Here is an 18,450-nt window from a genome sequence, read left to right as displayed (position 1 = left end):
AAATAGATTGGTCTGGGCGGGCTGAAATTACATCTGAAAACCAACATCAGAAGAACTATCACCAGCCCGTAAACAAGTGCCATATTGTGATTAAACTAAGCGCTTAAGTCAAGTCTTGACATGCTTTGACAACATTTTAGATGCAGAAAAATTTTAAAGAAAACGTTAGATTAGTCTAAAGTAATTGAGATTGTATGAAAAATGACTAAAAGTATAGAGAATGCGATTGTCATCGGAGCAACAGGATTGGTCGGGCGGGAATTGGTTCGTCAGCTCAGTCAAAATGCAAGATGTAAGAATATTACTGCTGTGGTACGTCAGCGTGACCATGAACTGAATGGACTGGCAAAAGTTCAACAAATGGTGATCAGTGACTTTCTTTCTCTGACTCAGGATGATGTGAGAGATTATAGTCATGCCTTTAGTTGTTTAGGCTCGACCATTAAAAAAGCAGGGTCTAAAGATCATTTTTATCATATCGATTTTAGCATCAATGCACATTTCGCTGAATTATTAGAATATACAGAAACCCATTTGATCATAGTTAGTGCTATGGGCGCTGACGCCAATTCCGCATTTTTTTATAATCGAGTCAAAGGGGAATTGGAATATTATTTAAAAACCTTAAAGTTAAATCAACTTTCGATATTAAAGCCTTCGCTGTTACTTGGCGAGCGTCATGAATCTCGGCGTTTAGAAGATGCGACACAGAAACTTTATATGCGCTTTTCGCATTTTGTACCAGACCGTTTCAAATTTAAGCCAGTGACAGCACAGCAAGTGGCTCATACTATGGTCGATGCAGCACAAACTCAGACTGAAAAGTTCGAGATTTATGATAATTTACGCATACTAACAATTAAATGAGGGAAATACCGTGTCTACAGTTCCATTCGTCACCTGTGATTTACTTGATGATCATCCAGATAAAGAATTACAAGTGGTGATCCCGTCGTTGGATGGTAAATTCTTTCAAAGTTATGGTGCACGAAAAAGTTTTGGCGGTCAGGTGATGACGGTCAAATGTTTTGAAGATAACTCTCGTGTTAAAGAATTATTGGCAACCGATGGTACGGGTAAAGTATTGGTTGTGGATGGTGGTGCGTCGATGCGCTGTGCCTTGATGGGTGATATGATTGCTGAATCTGCAGTTAACAATCATTGGAATGGCGTCATTATTTACGGCTGCGTGCGTGATGTTGATGCGATTGCCGAACTTGATTTAGGTGTGCATGCTTTGGCTGCGATTCCACAAAAAAGTAACCGCAAAGGCGTGGGTGAAACAGATATTCCATTAAGTTTTGGTGGTGTAAACATTCAGTCTGGTGATTTTATTTATGCTGACAATAACGGCATTGTTGTTTCAAAAGAGCAATTGGTTGTTCTTTAAGTGGGTTTGAGTTTTTAGTCATGGAATCAGTTGGCATTGCTTACTTATATACGACGATATAAATCTGGAAAAAATACAAACTTCAGCTGAGGACTCTCGGCTGTTGTATAAAAATACGAAATAAAAGAAGAAAGGAAGAATATATGTTGTTGCATCAATTAAAAGTGGCGCAAGCGTTGCTCTCAGGCGTAGCAGAGGGCGGACGAGGTACAAATGGGACGCCTTATCCCAAACAACCTGATAAAGCCCTTAAACTGTACGAATTTGAAGGTTCTCCGTATTGCCGTCGTGTGCGTGAAGTTTTGACCACACTTAATTTGGATTATGAGGTTTACCCATGTCCCAAAGGGGCTAAAAAGTACCGTTTAGAGGTACAGAAATTAGGTGGAAAACAGCAATTCCCTTTCTTGGTGGATGACAATACTGGGGATCGTTTGTACGAATCTCAGCAAATAATTCATCATCTATTTAAACATTATGGCAAAACAGGTCAGACTCCTAAGAAATATGCCAATTATCCTAAAATTCCGTATGTTGCCTATGTTGGAACCTTAATTAATGGGGCTCAAGGCGTGTGGGTGCACCGTAAAGTCATTCATCGTGATGCTCCAAGTCAACTCTTAGAACTATGGGGTTTTGAAGCGAGTCCATATACACGTATCGTACGTAGCGCATTGTCTGAAATGGAATTGGCATATATCTTTCATAATGTGGCTAAGGAACGTTGGCAAGATCAGGGATTAGCGGTAATGCGCTTAAGACCTGGTAAATATGTACCCCTGAAAGGTGGCAAGCGTGAACAAGTGTTAAAAATCATGGGGAACAATATTCAAGTGCCATATTTGAAAGATCCTAATACTGGTGTAGAACTTTTTGAATCTGAAAAAATTGTAAAATATCTGAAGAAGCAATATTTGAGCTAATCTCACTCAAGTTTAAGCTAAGTGCAGTGTATAGTCAGACTGATGGCTATACACATATCGTAATGTTAAATGGATTTAAAATTAGAAGAAAAATGCATCATAGCTGCATCAATTGAATTAGAATAAATTGTTAAAAAATAAGAAATTTACTTAATTATAGGGATATCCTAAAAGGATTAAACTCATTAATGTAAAAGACATTTCATTTTTTCGGGGGAAGTAAATCATGTCACCACAAGAAGTCATACTACCCGTACCGGTGCTCGTCGTTGAAGATGAGGAAATTATTCAATTACGTTTACGTCAAATTTTGACAGAGCTGGGTTATAAGCGTGAAGAGCTTATCTTCACCAAAAATGTTAAAGAATCTATTCAAGCCGTAGAGACCCAACCGATATCCTTAGCCTTAGTTGACTTAGGTTTGCCTGATGGTAGTGGTATCGAAATTATTGAAAAAATACGTTCCCTCGAAAGTAATACCATGATCTTGGTTGTCTCTGCATGGAGTACACAAGAAAGCTTATTTGCCGCAATTAAAGCAGGTGCAACGGGCTATGTATTAAAAGAACGTGATGATGCTGAAGTACTTTTATCTATTCGGAGTATTTTACGTGGTGGGGCGCCGATTGACCCATTTATTGCACGAGAAATCCTTAAACAAATATCCGAAGCCGAAGCGCCAAGTCCAGAACAAACAGTCGCCGATGAAGCAGACCTGAACCTCTTGACCAGTCGTGAAAAAGAAATTTTATGTTTGGTTGCTCAAGGTTTGAGTAACCGTGAGATTGCTGAACAGCTTTTTGTTTCTCGCTATACGGTAGAAAGCCATATTAAACATATTTATCGCAAATTAGCCGTAACGAAACGAACCAAAGCCGTGAGTACAGCAAGATCTATGGGTATTCTATAATGCGTAAAGGAGGATATTTTTTCTTATTTATCCTCTGTTTAGTATGGGGGAGCTTGAGTCATGCAGAGCAAGTTTTCCCTGTAAATGATCAATGTAATGTAACTGTGAATAGCATTTCACGGGTGAAGACACCATCCAATCAAGAATTACCCAGAACTGGATGGAAAACCACGCAATTACCTGACCGTTGGAAAGAAGATAAAGACTGGGAGGGTTATCAAGGTGGTGCTTGGTATAAATTAGACTGGTCTTGGTACTGTAAAAATAATGCGCGTTTGGCAGAACCCATCGCACTATATGTTGATTACATTATTAATACGGGTTCAGTCTTTCTGAATGGCGACTTGCTGTGGACCAATAAAAATCTTCAAGAACCGGTCTCTAAAAGTTGGAATGTTGCACGCTATTGGATTTTACCGATAAGTGGAATCAAGCATGATCATAATGAAACCTTGATCTATGTTTATGGCTACTCGAGTCTAAATGCTGGCTTGGGTCCGGTGAAATTTAACAATGTCATGGCAATAATAGAGCAGGCCGAAGAAGCCACTTGGACTCGTCGAACCATATTACAATTAAATATTTTTCTTTCTGGGGTCTTGGGTCTAATTTGCTTCATTATTTGGTTGATGCGACGTCGGGATACTAGTTTTGGCTGGTTTGCGCTTTCAACGGTGTTGTGGATTTTATTTCTCAGTAATGCCCTGACTACTGAAACCTTTCCATATCCAAATTCGATTTTTTCCACCAAAGCCAATTTGATATTTTCAATGCTGTACTTTCAGTGTTTTAGCATCTATATCTTGCGCTTTGTTGGACGTAAATTTCCGCGAATTGAATTGTCCTGTACTATGCTCACTGCGGCTCTGATTGGTGTAGTGTGTATTTGGCCATTTGAACAAAATGCGGAAATTTCGAGCCTTATTTTCTTATTATATTGCATCCTCTTTTTTATCACTTACATTTATCTTTGCTGGATTAGTTTTAAAGAAAAACGTAGAGACTACACTTTATTAGCAATGTGTATGACTGCGATCATTGTGATTGTTATTGCAGACATCACAGCCTTGGTATTCTTTCCAAAAGAAGGTTTTACACCGTTATCTCCCTTTACTTCACCGATTATTACCCTATTTATCGTGGTGATTTTGGGGGCGAGGCTCAATCGTAATATTCAGAAAATTGAAAAATATAATGATGATTTGGCATTTGAAGTTCAGAAAGTCAGTGATGAATTATGCAGTAGCCTAAACGATAAACATCAGCTTGAACTCAGTAATGTACGCCTACAAGAACGAATTAAATTATCACATGATCTACATGACGGTCTGGGCGCATCTATTGTGCGCTCGATGATCTTGGTTGATCAGTGTGAAAGTAATATTCCAAACAGACAGTTCTTGTCGATGTTGAAATTACTACGGGATGATTTAAGGCAAATTATTGATAGTGGATCATCTTTGGACAGCAAAGTGCCAGATTCACCCTTGCTATGGATTGCACCAGTTCGACATCGTTTTAGTCAGTTGATGGATGAAGTTGAAATGAATGCCAAATGGTGCATTCCTTCGCAGTGGGCGATCAAACCAACAGCAATTCAGTGCCTGACTTTAATACGAGTAATTGAAGAAAGCCTGACCAATATTGTGAAACATAGCCAAGCTAATCATGTCAATGTAACGCTGTCACAGTTCGAGAATGGCGCATTGTTATTAACCATTGAAGATGATGGCGTAGGTTTTGATGTTGAGAGTGTTTCAAATCATGGCATGAGTATCGGCATGCGAAGTATGAAAATGCGTGTAGAACGGATAGGTGGGAATTTCAAAATTCATTCTCAGCAAGGCTGCACGATTATTCATACAGAAATTAATTTAAAATCAGCTGCATAAATATCTCTAGATGAGCATAATTAAATATCAACAGACTCTACTGGTGAAAGCGAAAAATTTGGGGGCTTAGTCGCTGACAAGTTAAAATCTTATGCAAAAGATGAAGAAAGTGCTGCGAAGACGACGGGTAAAATGGCAAGTTTTGCAGCAGGATTGGGTACGGTTCTGTTCTTTGAAGATTTAGATGTGGTCAGTGCTCTACAAGCACAGTTTCCTTCTTATGCAGAAAACTTTCCAATTTGGGCAGAACATTCAACTGCCATTGCCCAATTTGCGACTTGGACTGCGTTACACACCGAAGGTTTAGGCGCATCATTACAGCATTACAGCCCAATTGTGGATGAACAAGCGCATGCTGAATGGGAGATTCCTGCGCATTGGAAACTTCGTGCTCAATTGGTTTTTGGTTCAGTGGAAGGTGAAGCGAAAGAAAAAGGCTATATGGATGATGCCGCTCGTTTTAAAGTCTTCCAATAATTGCGGTGTATAGCACTCAATTTTGATAAATAAGGAACGAAATCTAAGTTCCTTTTTTTATTGCAGTTTTATTGAGATAGATAGGGTTGGACAAGATTTTCATCCGTGAAAACCTTGTCCAGATTAGCCCATTGAGGACTGAGCTAAACGGGTGACTAGAACCAACTTTCTTGCATGTTGAGGCAAGTTTCATCAAGTTCTAGCAATAACTTGGCTTGGTGCTCTATTTCAGGTAATTCCCAGCGGATAAAATATTGCGCGGCTTGTAATTTACCGGCTAAGAATTGTTGATCTTCAGCTAAATCTGAATGTTCAAATTTAACAAGAGCTTGATTAGCCATTTCAAGCCATAGCCATGAAATGATGACTTTGCCCATCATGTCTAGATACAAGGCAGAATTACCCAATACCTGATCGACACGACCTTGTGCGAGGACTTGTCCCAAACTTTGTGTGGTTTTCTTCACCGTGCTTAAATGCGCTGAAAAAATTGCTGCAAGCGCTTGAGTTTTAGCATGTTGAGCTTGATCAATCGTATTTTGCATACGTTGTAATAACAGCATCAAACCTTTGCTGTTGTGCTGCCAAAGCTTACGACCCAACAAATCCAAAGATTGAATACCAAATGTACCTTCATGGATCGGATTTAAGCGGTTGTCGCGATAACATTGTTCAAGCGGATATTCACGGGTATAGCCCGCACCACCTAAAACTTGAATGGCTAAATCATTGGCTTTTGGTCCATAGGCAGAAGGGAATGATTTGACGACAGGGATAATTAAATCTAATAACAACGCGCTGTCTTCATTGTTAGCGGCTTGATGTTCATCAATTAATCGTGCAGCAAATAAACATAACGCAAGTGCGCCTTCCACATAAGATTTTTGCGCCAAAAGCATCCGTTTAACATCTGTATGTTGAATGATATTGACAGGTTTAGCGGTAGGATTTTTATCTGATACTATGCGACCTTGTGGACGATTCTTGGCATATTCGAGTGACTCTAAATAGCCACGGTATCCAATCATGGCTGCACCTAAGCCGACACCGACTCGTGCTTCATTCATCATCTTAAACATATATTTAAGACCAGCACCTGCTTCACCAATCAGATAGCCAGTACATTGGTCTTTTTCACCAAAGCTCAGTACTGTCGATGTTGTACCTCGGTAGCCCATTTTATGCAATAAGCCAGCCAGTTGTACGTCATTGGCATCTGCAAGTGAACCATCGCTCAGGATTTTAAACTTCGGAACAATAAATAGCGATATACCTTTCACGCCCTGAGGTGCATCTTGGATGCGGGCAAGGACCAAATGCACGATATTTTCTGTGATGTCTTGGTCACCCCCTGAAATAAACATCTTTTGGCCTTTGATGAGGTAGGTACCATCGGCTTGCGGTATAGCTTTTGTGGTCAAATCACCTAAAGATGAACCCACATCGGGTTCAGTCATGGCCATCGTTCCTGCAAAACGACCACTAAACATATGCGGTACAAACATAGCTTTTTGTTCAGTCGTACCAAAAGCCTGAATCACATTTGCAGCCGCAGCGGTTAGAAATGAATAAGCCACTGATGAAGGATTTGCTGACATGAAATAAGCATTTGCAGCCATGTTGATCAAAGTCGGAAGTTGCATACCGCCTGCATCATAATCATGCTGCGCACAAAGCAGGCCTGCATCTGCAAATTGCTTCCATGCCATTTTGACTTCTGCAATGGTTTTAACCTGTTGACCATCAAAGGTTGGTTCGTTTTGATCGGCTGTTGCGTTATGGGGTGCAAAAAAGTCTTGAGCAATACCTTGTGCAGTTTCTAGGATGCTTTTGAAGGTTTCAGCATCATGCTCAGCAAAACGTGGGTAATGCGTTAAGTCTTGCGCTTTAAACACGTCAAATAGCAAAAAATTTAAATCTTTGTCATTGATTAACTGCGCCATTGCTCAATCTCTAATCGGGTCTAATTTTATGCATCAAGACTAGCAGTTGATTTTTAGATATAGAATTGTCAATAATGACACTTAATAAGTTAAAAATGACATTTTGATAATTTGAACTTTAAATGAAGAAAATCATAATTTTAGCATTTGATGGTGCTTTGGCTTCCGCGATTACTGGGGTCATTGATTTATTTGCAATGGCGGGTGTCAGTTGGAACCGGATCCAAAAACAAAATGTGCAGCGGCTATTTCAGGTCAAAATTGCCTCACAACATGGTCAAGCTGTGCAATGTATCAATGGCATCAAGCTTTATGCAGATTTAGCATTTTCTGAAATAACAGATGCAGATATCATTATTGTTCCAACGATAGGCGCGGCGATTTTAGATGTTTTAGCGCAAAATTCAGCACTAATCGAGTTATTAAAAACTCGGCAATTGCAGAGCGGACTGATCGCAGGAAATTGTACGGGTAATTTTTTTCTGGCAGAAGCAGGGCTTTTAGATGGTAAGCAGGCAACGACGCATTGGGGCTTTCAGCAAATGTTTCGTGAACGCTATCCTTTGGTGAAACTGAATGCAGATCAGCTGATTAGCCATGATCAAAATATCTATTGTGCAGGCGGCGGCTTAGCATGGTTTGATTTGGGACTACACCTAATAGAACGTTTTTATGGTTTTGAAACGGCAATCCATACGGCAAAATCATTTGTATTGGATTATCGTCGTGATAGTCAGTTGTCCTATTCATTATTGAAAATATCTAAACCGCATCAGGATGGTTTGGTGCAAAAAGTTCAAGATTGGTTAGAACAGCATTATCATGAAAATATTGTCTTAGATGAACTTGCAGCGCAGTTTAATGTGACAACGAGGACATTGATTCGACATTTTAAAGCGGCTTTGGATATTCCACCGAATCAATACTTACAATCGATACGGATTGAAGCTGCACGAAAGCGTTTAGAAGAAACGGGACATGCTTTAGATCTGATTATACGAGATGTTGGCTATAGTGACCCAAGCTCATTTCGACGGTTATTTCAAAAAAAAACGGGGCTGAGCCCCTTAGAATATCGTCGACGTTTCAGCCGACGATTTGATGTTTAGTTATAGTTTAAGCGGTTCGAACGGTATAACGACCATGTAAAATGTAGTAGGCACCCATACATGCAAAGGCAGCAAATGCGCTATACAAATACAATTGTGAGTAACCAATATGGTCGAGCAATTTACCGATAAAGTATGGTCCAAAGCCTAAGCCTGCATCCAAAAAGATAAAGAAAGTCGAAGTGGCAAAGCCCATACGTTCAAGCGGTGCACTTTTCACGGCAACTGTTTGGCAGACCGACTGAATATTGCCATAACCGAGTCCAAGTAAGCCGGCACAAAGTAAAAGCATCCATGAACTCTGAGTGATGCTGAGCAGTACCAATGCTACGCCCATAATCACAAAAGCAGGGTAGATCACAATATTTTCACCTTTACGATCCATCAAAGGGCCAGTAAATGGGCGAGAAATTAAAATCGCAATGGCATACATCAAAAAGAAAAACGAGGCTGTTTCAACCAAATTGATTTCTTTGGCATAGAAGTTAATGAAAGATAAAACACCTGAGTAGCAGATTGAAGCGAAAAGCATGATGAATGATATCGGTAATGCTTTAGGTTCTACAAATTGAGCAATCCAACTCGGTTTTTTGACAGCTTCAACAGTATCGAGGGGTTTATTGATTTTGGGTAAATCGGGCACTTGAATCAGCAAGGCAACCAATAGGCAGCTCAATGCGATAATCGTAGAAACGATAAAAATCGCGTGATAACCAATGTGTAACATCATCCAAATGGCAAGAAATGGCCCAATAGCTGTACCTAAAGTACTACTCATGCTGTAGTAGCCAATGCCTTCACCGCGACGTGTCGCTGGTAAGATTTGGGCAATTAAGGTACCCAGCACTGTTGATGCAATACCCATCATAAAGCCATGCATAAAGCGTATGAAGAGCAACATGCCGACGCCAGACTGAATGAAGTAAAAACCAGAAAAAATTAAAAAGCCAATTAAACCAACGATCAGTGTCGTTTTACGTCCAAAGCGTTCTAGGAAATTGCCTACCAATAAACGCCCGACCAATGTGCCGACAATGAACAAGCCTGAAACTAAACCTGCTTGGGCTGTAGTCGCACCCAATTCAGCCACCGCATAGCCCACGATCACCACAACCAAGAGATAAAAGGTTAAAACCAATTGGAAGTTAATGGCGCTGACTAAAATAAAATTTCGAGTCCAAAGTGGTGCGTTATCTTGCATGATCATCACCTACAGTGTTTTGTTCAAGTTCTTGCATGACACGGTGTAAAATTTGAATGGAGTGTTGGATATCTTGGCTTGCTAATGGCGCGATCAGGCGCTGCTCAAAGGCATCTATGTCTTTTGCACATTGCTGAAATAACTCACGTCCAGTCTCGCTGAGCATCATTTTCTTTTGACGTTTATCGTTAGTTTGTACATGACTCAAAATATCCATCTGCGCAAGAATTTTGACACGCTTAGTGATGGATGGCTTGGATACGTTTAAATATTCAGCCATTTCAATAGATGTACAAGCGGTTTTTTCACGGATGACAAACATGACTTGCCAAAGCGAATAGTTCAATTGATAGGGCAATAAAATCGTGTTGATTTCATCACTTATGAGACGCGCACAGCGCAGAAGTGAAGAGCGGAAACCTAATGAGGTATTCATGATAGTTAACTAGGGTAACTAAATTATCGCAACTGTACGCCTAATTTATTTTGAATTCAAGTGAACAACTCAAAGCATAAAAAACAGGTATAAAAAAACCTGTGCGCACACAGGTTTTCTTGCATAGCATTTCATTTAAAGCTTATCGTTCAATGTATATCATTGAATTGATACCTTAAACAATACGTGTTTATTCTACAGAAGCTTCTGCAGCTGCAATTGCAGCATCTTCCGCTGAACTGTCTGCATTTTCTGAAATTTCTACACTTTCACCATCTGCATAAGCAAGTTCTTCACCTTCTGATTCAGCTTGCTCTAAATAAGCCGCAAGTTGTTCATCTGTTAATTCTTCAGGTTCACCTTCAGACATCATTGCTTGTTCTTGTAATTGCGCTTGTTCTAAATTGCTCATCATACTTTGCATATTGAACATCAATGGGATCATGACCAATAAATAAACAATCATCAGGATTAGATACAATGACCCAATAACTTTCTCTGTTTGTTCCGTTGGACGCTTAATACCAAATTTATTTTCACCTTCGGTGCCTTTTGCAGCCATCACATAAATGCTAAAGATGGTACCGACCAGTGGGATGAGAAAAATTAAACAGAGCCAACCACTTTTATTTAGATCATGTAAACGACGAATCGTAATGCAGATCATTGCGACAAACATTGCAACGATGGAAACGACAATCAGAGCGATCGCACTGACTCCTAAGAATGAATTAAAAAGTGCTTCAATACTACGTTCTGCTGAATTGAAAAATGCAAAAAGTCCCAGCGCGACGCTGATGCCTAATAGGCAGGTATAAATCATACTAATGATAAATAACCACGCTAAATAAGACAGGCGGCCAAAACGTCCTTCAGGAGACAGGGGATGATCGGCTTTTTGAATTTGAGGCTGAATATTTTGATCTTGTTGAAACGGATTCAATTCGCTTGAAGTAAGTTCAGTCATTATTATTCCAATTTTAATTATCTAATTTATTTTCTATGCCCAAAAGGGCAGCATTATTGTATAGCGAAGTAAAAAAAGGTCAAATATTAGACATGGCTAAGTCATCAAATATTCCTTAGCCATGCTGCACTGTGGTCTGTTATTTATGTAATTTACGATACTCTTTAGGGCGCATTGGACGACTGGCTTTCCACAAACCTTTCTTTTGTTTACGTGCTTTGCTTTGTAAATTCATCATATAGTTCAAATGCTTTTGGTCACGGATGTATTCTTCGTACACCCATGCAGCCCCACGTTTTACCATCTCTTCATTCATGCATTTACGATAGCGATAAATGACCCCAACGCAGCGGCCATAACGGTCTACATCAGTGATTTTTACACGGACAAATTTCTTGTAAACCATGGATTTGATCAGGCGGGCTGACTCTTTACCGTAGGCTTGTGTCGATTCTGGCGCATCCACATAAGCAAAGCGAAGTTTGGTTTTAGAACGTCTCAGATTCATCCGATAGCAGGTGAGGGTATCGCCATCACTAATATCGGATACACGACAGAGGTAAGATTTTCCTTTCTTAAAAGGTTGGAAAAAATCCTTTAAGAAAATGGTGACTTTATAAAGAACATAGACTGTGATCAGGCACAGTACTGCACCTAAAGCCATGAGCCAATTCGCGGAGAGATTTGAAAGCATACACAATGATATGAACGAGGTCATATCGCATAAAAACAGGAGTTTAGATTTTATAAGAACTCATGATATATAGCTGTCGAATAAACCGACGGTCAGTTAAAAATACCTTAAATAATCAGCATTTGATCTATAAATATACAGCAAGTTTCATCACGCAAAACTCTATCTAAATACATGCAAATAGCCTAAGTAAAGTGGTGTCCCATTAAAAATAGCCTAAGCAAATATTTTAGAAATTTCGCTTCGCAAAAAAACATGCCGTGAATTTAATTCCAAATCATTATGCCAATACATCCCTAATTTAATTTTCGGCAAGTCTACAGGTACATCAAAAATATTCAGTTCGGGAGCAACCTGTAAGTGCGTCAAAATATTTTGTGGAATCGTCAATATTGCCTTAGGTTGCTGTGCCAAAATTTGTAACGCTGTAGAGTAATGCTGACAGCGTAAAAAAATCTCTCTAGAGTGTTTTTTACGATTTAAATAAATATCTTCAACTAATACACCTGCACGTCGTGAAGAAACCCCAATGTGTGGTGCAGAAAGATAAATAGACTCATCCATCTTAGGATGTTGACTACAAACCACGAATTGGTCTTCAACCAAGGTTTGAAAATTAATCTTTTCACCAAAGTTTTGCTCTAGGTCAATCGCAAAATCAATTTGCTGTGCAGCAAGGTCAGCCACAATGGTTTTGCGGTCTAATTTAATACTGGAAAATTGGATTTGAAACTGTTGCTGTTGAAAGTGTTCAACTAACTTGGGAAAAATAATCGGTTCAATTTCATCATGTACCGCAATTTTTAAGCTCTGTACCATTGAAGGAGTAAATTGTTGTTTTTGGATAGAAATACTTTGAATCGCAATAAGCGCATTTTTAATTACGGGATAAATCTGTTCAGCAAATGGAGTCGGGAGCATTTTTGCCCCAGCACGTACAAATAAGTCATCTTGTAAATGTTGTCTTAAACGTTGAAGTGCATGACTCGCTGCAGACTGAGTGATACACAAAATTTGCGCAGCTTTTGAAATGCTTTTTTGTTCATAAATTGCGATATACAGTGGATATAAATTGATATCCATACGGTGAAACACACCCATATCGATGACGGTATTTTTATGAATACTATTCATGTTCATCTATTGAATTAAATCATTTTGTTCATATTAGATTTCAGGTTATGGTGTTGTAAAGCGTAAAGAACATAATATTTAAAGGATGTTGTCATGTTTGAACTTTCAGCACGTGCACAAGATTATATTGAAAGAACAAAAAAATTTATTAAAGATGAAATTGAGCCTGTAGAAACTGAGTTTTGGGCAGAAGTTCATGAGTTGAACCAAGGTGGTGATTGGACCAAATGGCAATGGCCGGCACAGTTAGAGGTTTTAAAGGATAAAGCCAAAGCTGAGGGCTTATGGAATATGTTTTTACCTTGTCCTGAACTTGGGCAAGGCTTATCTGTACAAGAATATGCACACATCGCAGAACTTTCAGGCCGTAGCTTACTTGCACCTACGGTATTCAATTGCAATGCACCTGACAGCGGCAATATGGAAGTGATTTGGCGCTATGGCACGGAACAACAAAAGCAGCAGTGGTTAACACCATTACTAGACGGAAAAATCCGTTCGGTGTTTTGTATGACGGAACCTGCAGTTGCTTCAAGTGATGCCACCAATATGGAAGCTACGGCTGTCGTTGAAGGCGACGAAATTGTGTTGAATGGCCGTAAATGGTGGTCTTCAGGTTTAGGTGATCCAAATGCCAAAATCATTATCTTTATGGCGCATACACCTGATGAAAGCAAAGACCGTCACCATCAGCATTCAATGGTTTTAGTTCCTGTCGATACGGCGGGTGTAAAAATCGAACGTATGCTTCCAGTATTTGGTGACTACGATGCACCACATGGACATGGTGAAATTAGCTTCACAAATGTTCGTGTTCCTGTTGCAAATTTCATTGGCGGAGCAGGTCAAGGTTTTGAAATTGCACAAGGTCGTTTAGGCCCAGGCCGTATTCATCACTGTATGCGTTGTATTGGTGCTGCTGAGAAATCACTAGAACTGATGATTGACCGCGGTATGAGCCGAACTGCGTTTGGTAAAGAAATTTTAAAACTCGGTGGCAATTTAGAACGCGTAGCAGAAGCACGTGTTGCGATCGATCAAGCACGTTTACTGACCCTATATGCAGCATATAAAATGGATACTCTAGGGAATATGGCTGCATTAACCGAGATTTCGGCAATTAAAGTGGTTGCGCCAAGTGTCTTAGAAAAAGTTGTCGATATGGCGATTCAAATCCACGGCGGTGCTGGGGTTTCTAGAGATACACCGCTCACAGGTTTCTTTGCGCAAGCACGTTCACTGCGTCTAGCTGATGGCCCTGATGAAGTGCATAAAGGCATGATTGCAAAATTAGAATTGGCGAAGCGCGGTTATAGCAGGCGTCGTAAAAAATAAACAAGTTGTAGTCACATATTTGGCATGGCAACCCCGAGTTGTCCATGCTATAAAACTATAGAAAATTATATTTTTATCATCATGATAGATTCAAATTTAGGAAGAAAAGCATGTCAGTGATCGATGTAGGCGGTTCAGTTCGTGAGGGTGAAGAACTGGATGTACGTGCTGTAGGAAATTGGTTGATTGAACATGGCGTTGAAATAGAAGGGCCTGTAGAAGTCACTCAATATTCAGGCGGTGCATCAAATTGGACTTATCGCTTAAAATACGACAATGCTGATTTAATTTTACGTCGTCCACCGAAAGGCACCAAAGCCAAGTCTGCACATGATATGGCACGTGAATATAATGTACAGAAGGCATTATCTGAATTTTATCCTGTGCTCCCTGAAATGGTGGCGCTATGTCAGGATGAATCAGTGATTGGCTGTGATTTCTACGTGATGAAGCGCGTAGAAGGTATCATTCCACGTGCAAACTTACCCAAAGAAATCAATTTTGATGAAACTCAAGTTCGAGCGTTGTGTACCAACGTCATCGATAAGTTAATTGAACTGCATCAAGTGCCTTATGAAGGCACAGCTTTAGAAAAAATAGGCAAGGGCGACGGGTACTGTCGTCGTCAAGTGGAAGGTTGGGACGCACGCTATGAAAAAGCCAAAACCTTAAATGTTCCTTCGTTTAAATATGTCCGTAATTGGCTCAAAGACAATATTCCTGCTGACTCTAAAACCTGTGTAATTCATAACGATTGGCGTTTTGATAACGTGATATTAGATCCAAATGACCCAACCCAAGTGATTGGCGTATTGGATTGGGAAATGGCAACACTGGGTGATCCATTGATGGACTTAGGTTCTGCTTTGGCGTATTGGGTTGAAAGTGGCGATAACGCAATTTTTAAAGCGACACGCCGTCAGCCGACCAACCTAAAAGGCATGTTTAGCCGTAAAGAAGTCGTTGAATATTATTTGGATAAAACTGGTCTTCAAACGGACAATTGGACCTTTTATGAAGTGTTCGGCATTTTCCGTTTAGCTGTAATTGCACAGCAAATTTATTACCGCTTTTACCACAAGCAAACCAATAATCCGGCATTCAAAGATTTTTGGATTGTGATCCATGCTTTACATATTCGTGCCTTGAAACTCATCGGTTTGCAAAAACTTGAAGCCAATGACGTGGCACAAAAATATATTGAAAAAATGAAGGATATTTTAGGGAAATGACCACGATATATTTAATTCGGCACGGTCAGGCTTCTTTTGGTGCAGAAAGCTATGACAAGCTTTCTCCCAATGGTGAGCTACAGGCTAAGGTGCTGGGACAGTATTTCGACCGTATTTTAAAAGAAAGTCCTTATGTGGTTGCAGGCTCCATGCAACGTCATCAACAAACAGCCAATCTTGCATTGGCTGAATGCTTTCCAGAAGCACAAGTTGATACAGATAACGCGTGGAATGAATTTAATCATCAGCAAGTTTTTGCTCAATATGAACCTCGATTTAACCAACCGCATTTATTAAAAGAAGATGTATCTAAGCATGAAAACCCACGTGCTTATTTATCGAAAATTTTTGAAGGCGCCATTGAGCGTTGGACAGGTGGAGAATTTCATCATGAATATGATGAATCTTGGCCACATTTTAAAAGTCGAGTCGAAACTGCTCTAGAAAAGTTATGCAATCAACTGGCTGAAACCAAACCGCGCTATGCTGTTGTGTTTAGTTCAGGTGGTGTTATCTCTGTTGCAGCGGGCAAAATTTTAGGGCTGAGTCCAGAAAAAACATTTGCACTCAATTGGGCCATTGCCAATACCAGTATGACAACACTGCGTTTAGTCGGAAATGAACCGCAATTACTCAGTTTAAATGAACATCATTTTATAAAAGCAGTTGATCCAAATTTATTAACTTGGATCTAAGATAAACAAAGGAATTATCATGGCTAAAACAATTTTAATTACAGGTGCAAGCTCAGGGATTGGTGCAGGAATGGCACGCGAGTTTGCACAAAAAGGCTACAACTTAGCCATTTGCGCACGTCGTTTAGAGCGTCTAGAAACGCTAAAAAATGAACTGGAAAGCCAATATGGCATCAAAGTGATTGCGAAAACCCTCGATGTCACAAATTACGATCAAGTGTTTGAAGTGTTCCGTGCCTTTAAAGCAGATTTTGGCAGTATTGACCGTGTTATTGTCAACGCAGGTGTCGGTGAAGGTCGTCGTATTGGTAAAGGTAATTTTGAAATTAACCGCGCCACAGTTGAAACTAACTTTATCTCTGCTTTGGCGCAATGCGAAGCTGCGGTTGAAATTTTCCGTAGCCAAAATGCAGGGCATTTGGTGGTGATTTCGTCGATGAGTGCTATGCGTGGTATGCCTAAACATTTAACGGCTTATGGTGCAAGTAAAGCAGGTGTTGCTGCTCTAGCTGAAGGTATTCGTGCAGAACTGATTGATACCCCAATTAAAGTGACGACTATTTTCCCTGGTTATATTCGTACAGAGATCAATGAAGGTGCGAAAAAACTGCCATTTGAAGTCGATGAAAAAACTGGTTCACATCTTTTAGCAAAAGCCATTGAGAAAGCACCGGTTAAAGCTTATGTACCACAATGGCCCTGGTTGCCTTTAGGTCTTGCAATGAAAGTATTGCCGTTGAAAATTGTGAATAAATTGGGTTAAACCTTTATTCAATAATAAAGCTCCAATTTTGGGGCTTTTTTATTCTCAAATGATCTTCACCTTCCTCTGTAGGTTAAAAAGGAATACATAAAACCTGTGATCAAAAGACATTAAAAGCAGCCGATTTTGCAAAGAAAAATTGGAGTAATTACTCAGATTATTTATAAATAAGATATTGAAAATAAATAAAATGTTGAATATTTGAACAGACGATGATTTGTTCTCAAAATAGCGATTTCCTTTTTTTTAATTTGCTTTAATGTACAACTGTTCATTAATTTTTAGGTTTGTACTATGTCTATGTCTTCCGATATGACAGATCAACAGCGAATTAACAAAGTCAGAACTGTCGTAACGAAAGCTGGTGAAGACTTACGTCAGCAATATCCCATTTTAAAGCATCAAAACTTTATAGGCGCAGCCATCCTTATTTTTGCGCTAATGGGAATGTTGGGTTCAGCTTGGGCGTTTGTTGTTGGCATTTTACCGGCATGGGCTTGTGTGATTTTGGTGGCGATGTTTGCTTCACTGACACATGAATTAGAACATGACCTGATTCATTATATGTATTTTAAAAAGATGCCATGGGCTCACCATCTCATGTTGGCTTTGGTTTGGTTAGCACGTCCCAATACCATCAGTCCTTGGGCACGTCGTCGTTTGCACCTCAATCATCACAAGTATTCAGGTTCAGAATATGACTTGGAAGAACGGGGCATCAGTAATGGCATGCCTTGGGGATTACGCCGTATATTGGTCATGAGCGATCAATTGATGACGGTGTATTTGCGCCCATTTCAAATGTTTAAAATGATTGGGAAATTCATTGAAAAACAACCTGAAAAAGAACGTAAAACTGCATTGTTCTCTCAACTGACTGGATTTTTCCCTTTAAGTTTTGTTTATTACGGCATCTGGTATGTATTTGTCATTTATCATTTGGTGAATGGTATTGCTCCAATGTTAGGACAAAGTATTAGTTGGTCAGTCAATTTAGTGAAGTTAATTCCAACGATTAATTTTCTAGCTGTGGTTTGGATTATTCCGAACTTTATACGCTCTTTCTGCTTACAATTTATCAGCTCAAATATGCATTATTATGGTGATATTGACCCACGCGATGTCATTAAACAAACTCAGGTGTTAAATCCGTGGTGGTTGTTCCCAATGCAATTATTTTGCTTTAACTTTGGTTCGACCCATGCCATCCACCATTTTGTGGTCAAAGAGCCGTTTTATATTCGTCATCTAACCGCAAAAACTGCACACCAAGTCATGCGTGAGGTTGGTGTACGTTTCAATGATTTTGGAACCTTTAAACGCATAAATCGCTGGAATTAAATCAGTAC

17 protein-coding genes and 1 pseudogene are annotated in these 18,450 nt (G+C 39.7%); 12 read left to right on the top strand and 6 right to left on the bottom strand.

Annotated elements, in window-relative coordinates; all coding sequences use genetic code 11:
* Nucleotides 1-201: 201 nt before the first annotated feature.
* From FTV04_RS02010 to FTV04_RS01985, 6 genes and pseudogenes are all read left to right on the top strand, one after another.
* A complete protein-coding gene (locus tag FTV04_RS02010; RefSeq protein ID WP_168377555.1) occupies nucleotides 202-867 on the top strand; it encodes an NAD(P)H-binding protein in 666 nt (221 codons plus the stop codon).
* A gap of 10 nt (nucleotides 868-877) precedes the next feature.
* Nucleotides 878-1,390 carry a ribonuclease E activity regulator RraA gene (gene rraA / locus FTV04_RS02005; protein WP_168377554.1) on the top strand — a complete coding sequence of 171 codons (513 nt, stop codon included), beginning with the start codon at nucleotides 878-880 and terminating at the stop codon, nucleotides 1,388-1,390.
* A 143-nt stretch (nucleotides 1,391-1,533) separates the two neighbouring features.
* The gene (locus tag FTV04_RS02000) at nucleotides 1,534-2,313 is read left to right on the top strand and encodes a glutathione S-transferase N-terminal domain-containing protein (RefSeq protein WP_180088415.1); all 780 of its coding nucleotides are present in this window, start codon (nucleotides 1,534-1,536) and stop codon (nucleotides 2,311-2,313) included.
* Nucleotides 2,314-2,539: 226 nt separating this feature from the next.
* On the top strand, nucleotides 2,540-3,223 hold the full coding sequence (locus FTV04_RS01995) for a response regulator transcription factor (RefSeq protein WP_078188703.1): 684 nt from the start codon (nucleotides 2,540-2,542) through the stop codon (nucleotides 3,221-3,223).
* 53 nt (nucleotides 3,224-3,276) lie between these two features.
* Entirely contained in the window at nucleotides 3,277-5,115 is a 1,839-nt protein-coding gene (locus FTV04_RS01990; RefSeq protein WP_306669631.1) for an ATP-binding protein, read from the top strand.
* Between the two features lie 42 nt (nucleotides 5,116-5,157).
* A pseudogene (locus FTV04_RS01985) lies at nucleotides 5,158-5,592 on the top strand (nitroreductase family protein); the annotation flags it as partial.
* A gap of 155 nt (nucleotides 5,593-5,747) precedes the next feature.
* On the opposite strand, the gene FTV04_RS01980 reads toward FTV04_RS01985, so the two are convergent.
* The gene (locus FTV04_RS01980; protein ID WP_180088411.1) at nucleotides 5,748-7,535 is read right to left on the bottom strand and encodes an acyl-CoA dehydrogenase; all 1,788 of its coding nucleotides are present in this window, start codon (nucleotides 7,533-7,535) and stop codon (nucleotides 5,748-5,750) included.
* 122 nt (nucleotides 7,536-7,657) lie between these two features.
* Here FTV04_RS01980 and FTV04_RS01975 point away from each other — a divergent pair, with 122 nt between their 5' ends.
* Nucleotides 7,658-8,644 (top strand): GlxA family transcriptional regulator, encoded by a 987-nt coding sequence (locus FTV04_RS01975; RefSeq protein ID WP_180088409.1) that lies wholly within the window; start codon nucleotides 7,658-7,660, stop codon nucleotides 8,642-8,644.
* Nucleotides 8,645-8,651: 7 nt separating this feature from the next.
* On the opposite strand, the gene FTV04_RS01970 is transcribed toward FTV04_RS01975, so the two are convergent.
* The 5 genes from FTV04_RS01970 to FTV04_RS01950 all read right to left on the bottom strand — a co-directional run bounded on the left by FTV04_RS01970 (nucleotide 8,652) and on the right by FTV04_RS01950 (nucleotide 13,076).
* Entirely contained in the window at nucleotides 8,652-9,851 is a 1,200-nt protein-coding gene (locus FTV04_RS01970) for an MFS transporter (protein ID WP_373684679.1), read from the bottom strand.
* Nucleotides 9,835-10,281 carry a MarR family winged helix-turn-helix transcriptional regulator gene (locus FTV04_RS01965; protein WP_180088405.1) on the bottom strand — a complete coding sequence of 149 codons (447 nt, stop codon included), beginning with the start codon at nucleotides 10,279-10,281 and terminating at the stop codon, nucleotides 9,835-9,837. The genes FTV04_RS01970 and FTV04_RS01965 overlap by 17 nt, the downstream gene beginning before the upstream one ends.
* Nucleotides 10,282-10,471: 190 nt before the next feature.
* Nucleotides 10,472-11,248 carry a DUF805 domain-containing protein gene (locus FTV04_RS01960; protein ID WP_180088403.1) on the bottom strand — a complete coding sequence of 259 codons (777 nt, stop codon included), beginning with the start codon at nucleotides 11,246-11,248 and terminating at the stop codon, nucleotides 10,472-10,474.
* Nucleotides 11,249-11,387: 139 nt separating this feature from the next.
* Nucleotides 11,388-11,942, bottom strand: a complete 555-nt coding sequence (locus FTV04_RS01955) for a thermonuclease family protein (protein ID WP_078190973.1) — start codon at nucleotides 11,940-11,942, stop codon at nucleotides 11,388-11,390.
* 216 nt (nucleotides 11,943-12,158) lie between these two features.
* Nucleotides 12,159-13,076, bottom strand: a complete 918-nt coding sequence (locus FTV04_RS01950; RefSeq protein ID WP_180007789.1) for a LysR family transcriptional regulator — start codon at nucleotides 13,074-13,076, stop codon at nucleotides 12,159-12,161.
* A 93-nt stretch (nucleotides 13,077-13,169) separates the two neighbouring features.
* Here FTV04_RS01950 and FTV04_RS01945 point away from each other — a divergent pair, with 93 nt between their 5' ends.
* From FTV04_RS01945 to FTV04_RS01925, 5 genes are all read left to right on the top strand, one after another.
* Nucleotides 13,170-14,411, top strand: a complete 1,242-nt coding sequence (locus tag FTV04_RS01945) for an acyl-CoA dehydrogenase family protein (protein WP_180073900.1) — start codon at nucleotides 13,170-13,172, stop codon at nucleotides 14,409-14,411.
* 110 nt (nucleotides 14,412-14,521) lie between these two features.
* Nucleotides 14,522-15,643 (top strand): phosphotransferase family protein, encoded by a 1,122-nt coding sequence (locus FTV04_RS01940; RefSeq protein ID WP_180073901.1) that lies wholly within the window; start codon nucleotides 14,522-14,524, stop codon nucleotides 15,641-15,643.
* Complete coding sequence (locus tag FTV04_RS01935; RefSeq protein ID WP_180073902.1) at nucleotides 15,640-16,338, top strand: histidine phosphatase family protein; 699 nt, start codon at nucleotides 15,640-15,642, stop codon at nucleotides 16,336-16,338. The genes FTV04_RS01940 and FTV04_RS01935 overlap by 4 nt, the downstream gene beginning before the upstream one ends.
* 19 nt (nucleotides 16,339-16,357) lie before the next feature.
* The gene (locus tag FTV04_RS01930; protein WP_078193819.1) at nucleotides 16,358-17,101 is read left to right on the top strand and encodes an SDR family oxidoreductase; all 744 of its coding nucleotides are present in this window, start codon (nucleotides 16,358-16,360) and stop codon (nucleotides 17,099-17,101) included.
* Between the two features lie 294 nt (nucleotides 17,102-17,395).
* Nucleotides 17,396-18,442: a fatty acid desaturase gene (locus tag FTV04_RS01925; RefSeq protein ID WP_180088401.1), complete on the top strand. Its 1,047-nt coding sequence runs from the start codon at nucleotides 17,396-17,398 to the stop codon at nucleotides 18,440-18,442.
* The last annotated feature ends 8 nt before the right edge of the window (nucleotides 18,443-18,450 follow it).

This window comes from Acinetobacter sp. YH12219 (assembly GCF_013417875.1).
GTDB lineage: Bacteria > Pseudomonadota > Gammaproteobacteria > Pseudomonadales > Moraxellaceae > Acinetobacter > Acinetobacter amyesii.
The sequence above is the reverse complement of the archived record's forward strand: the minus strand, read 5'-3'. Positions and strand labels throughout refer to the sequence as shown.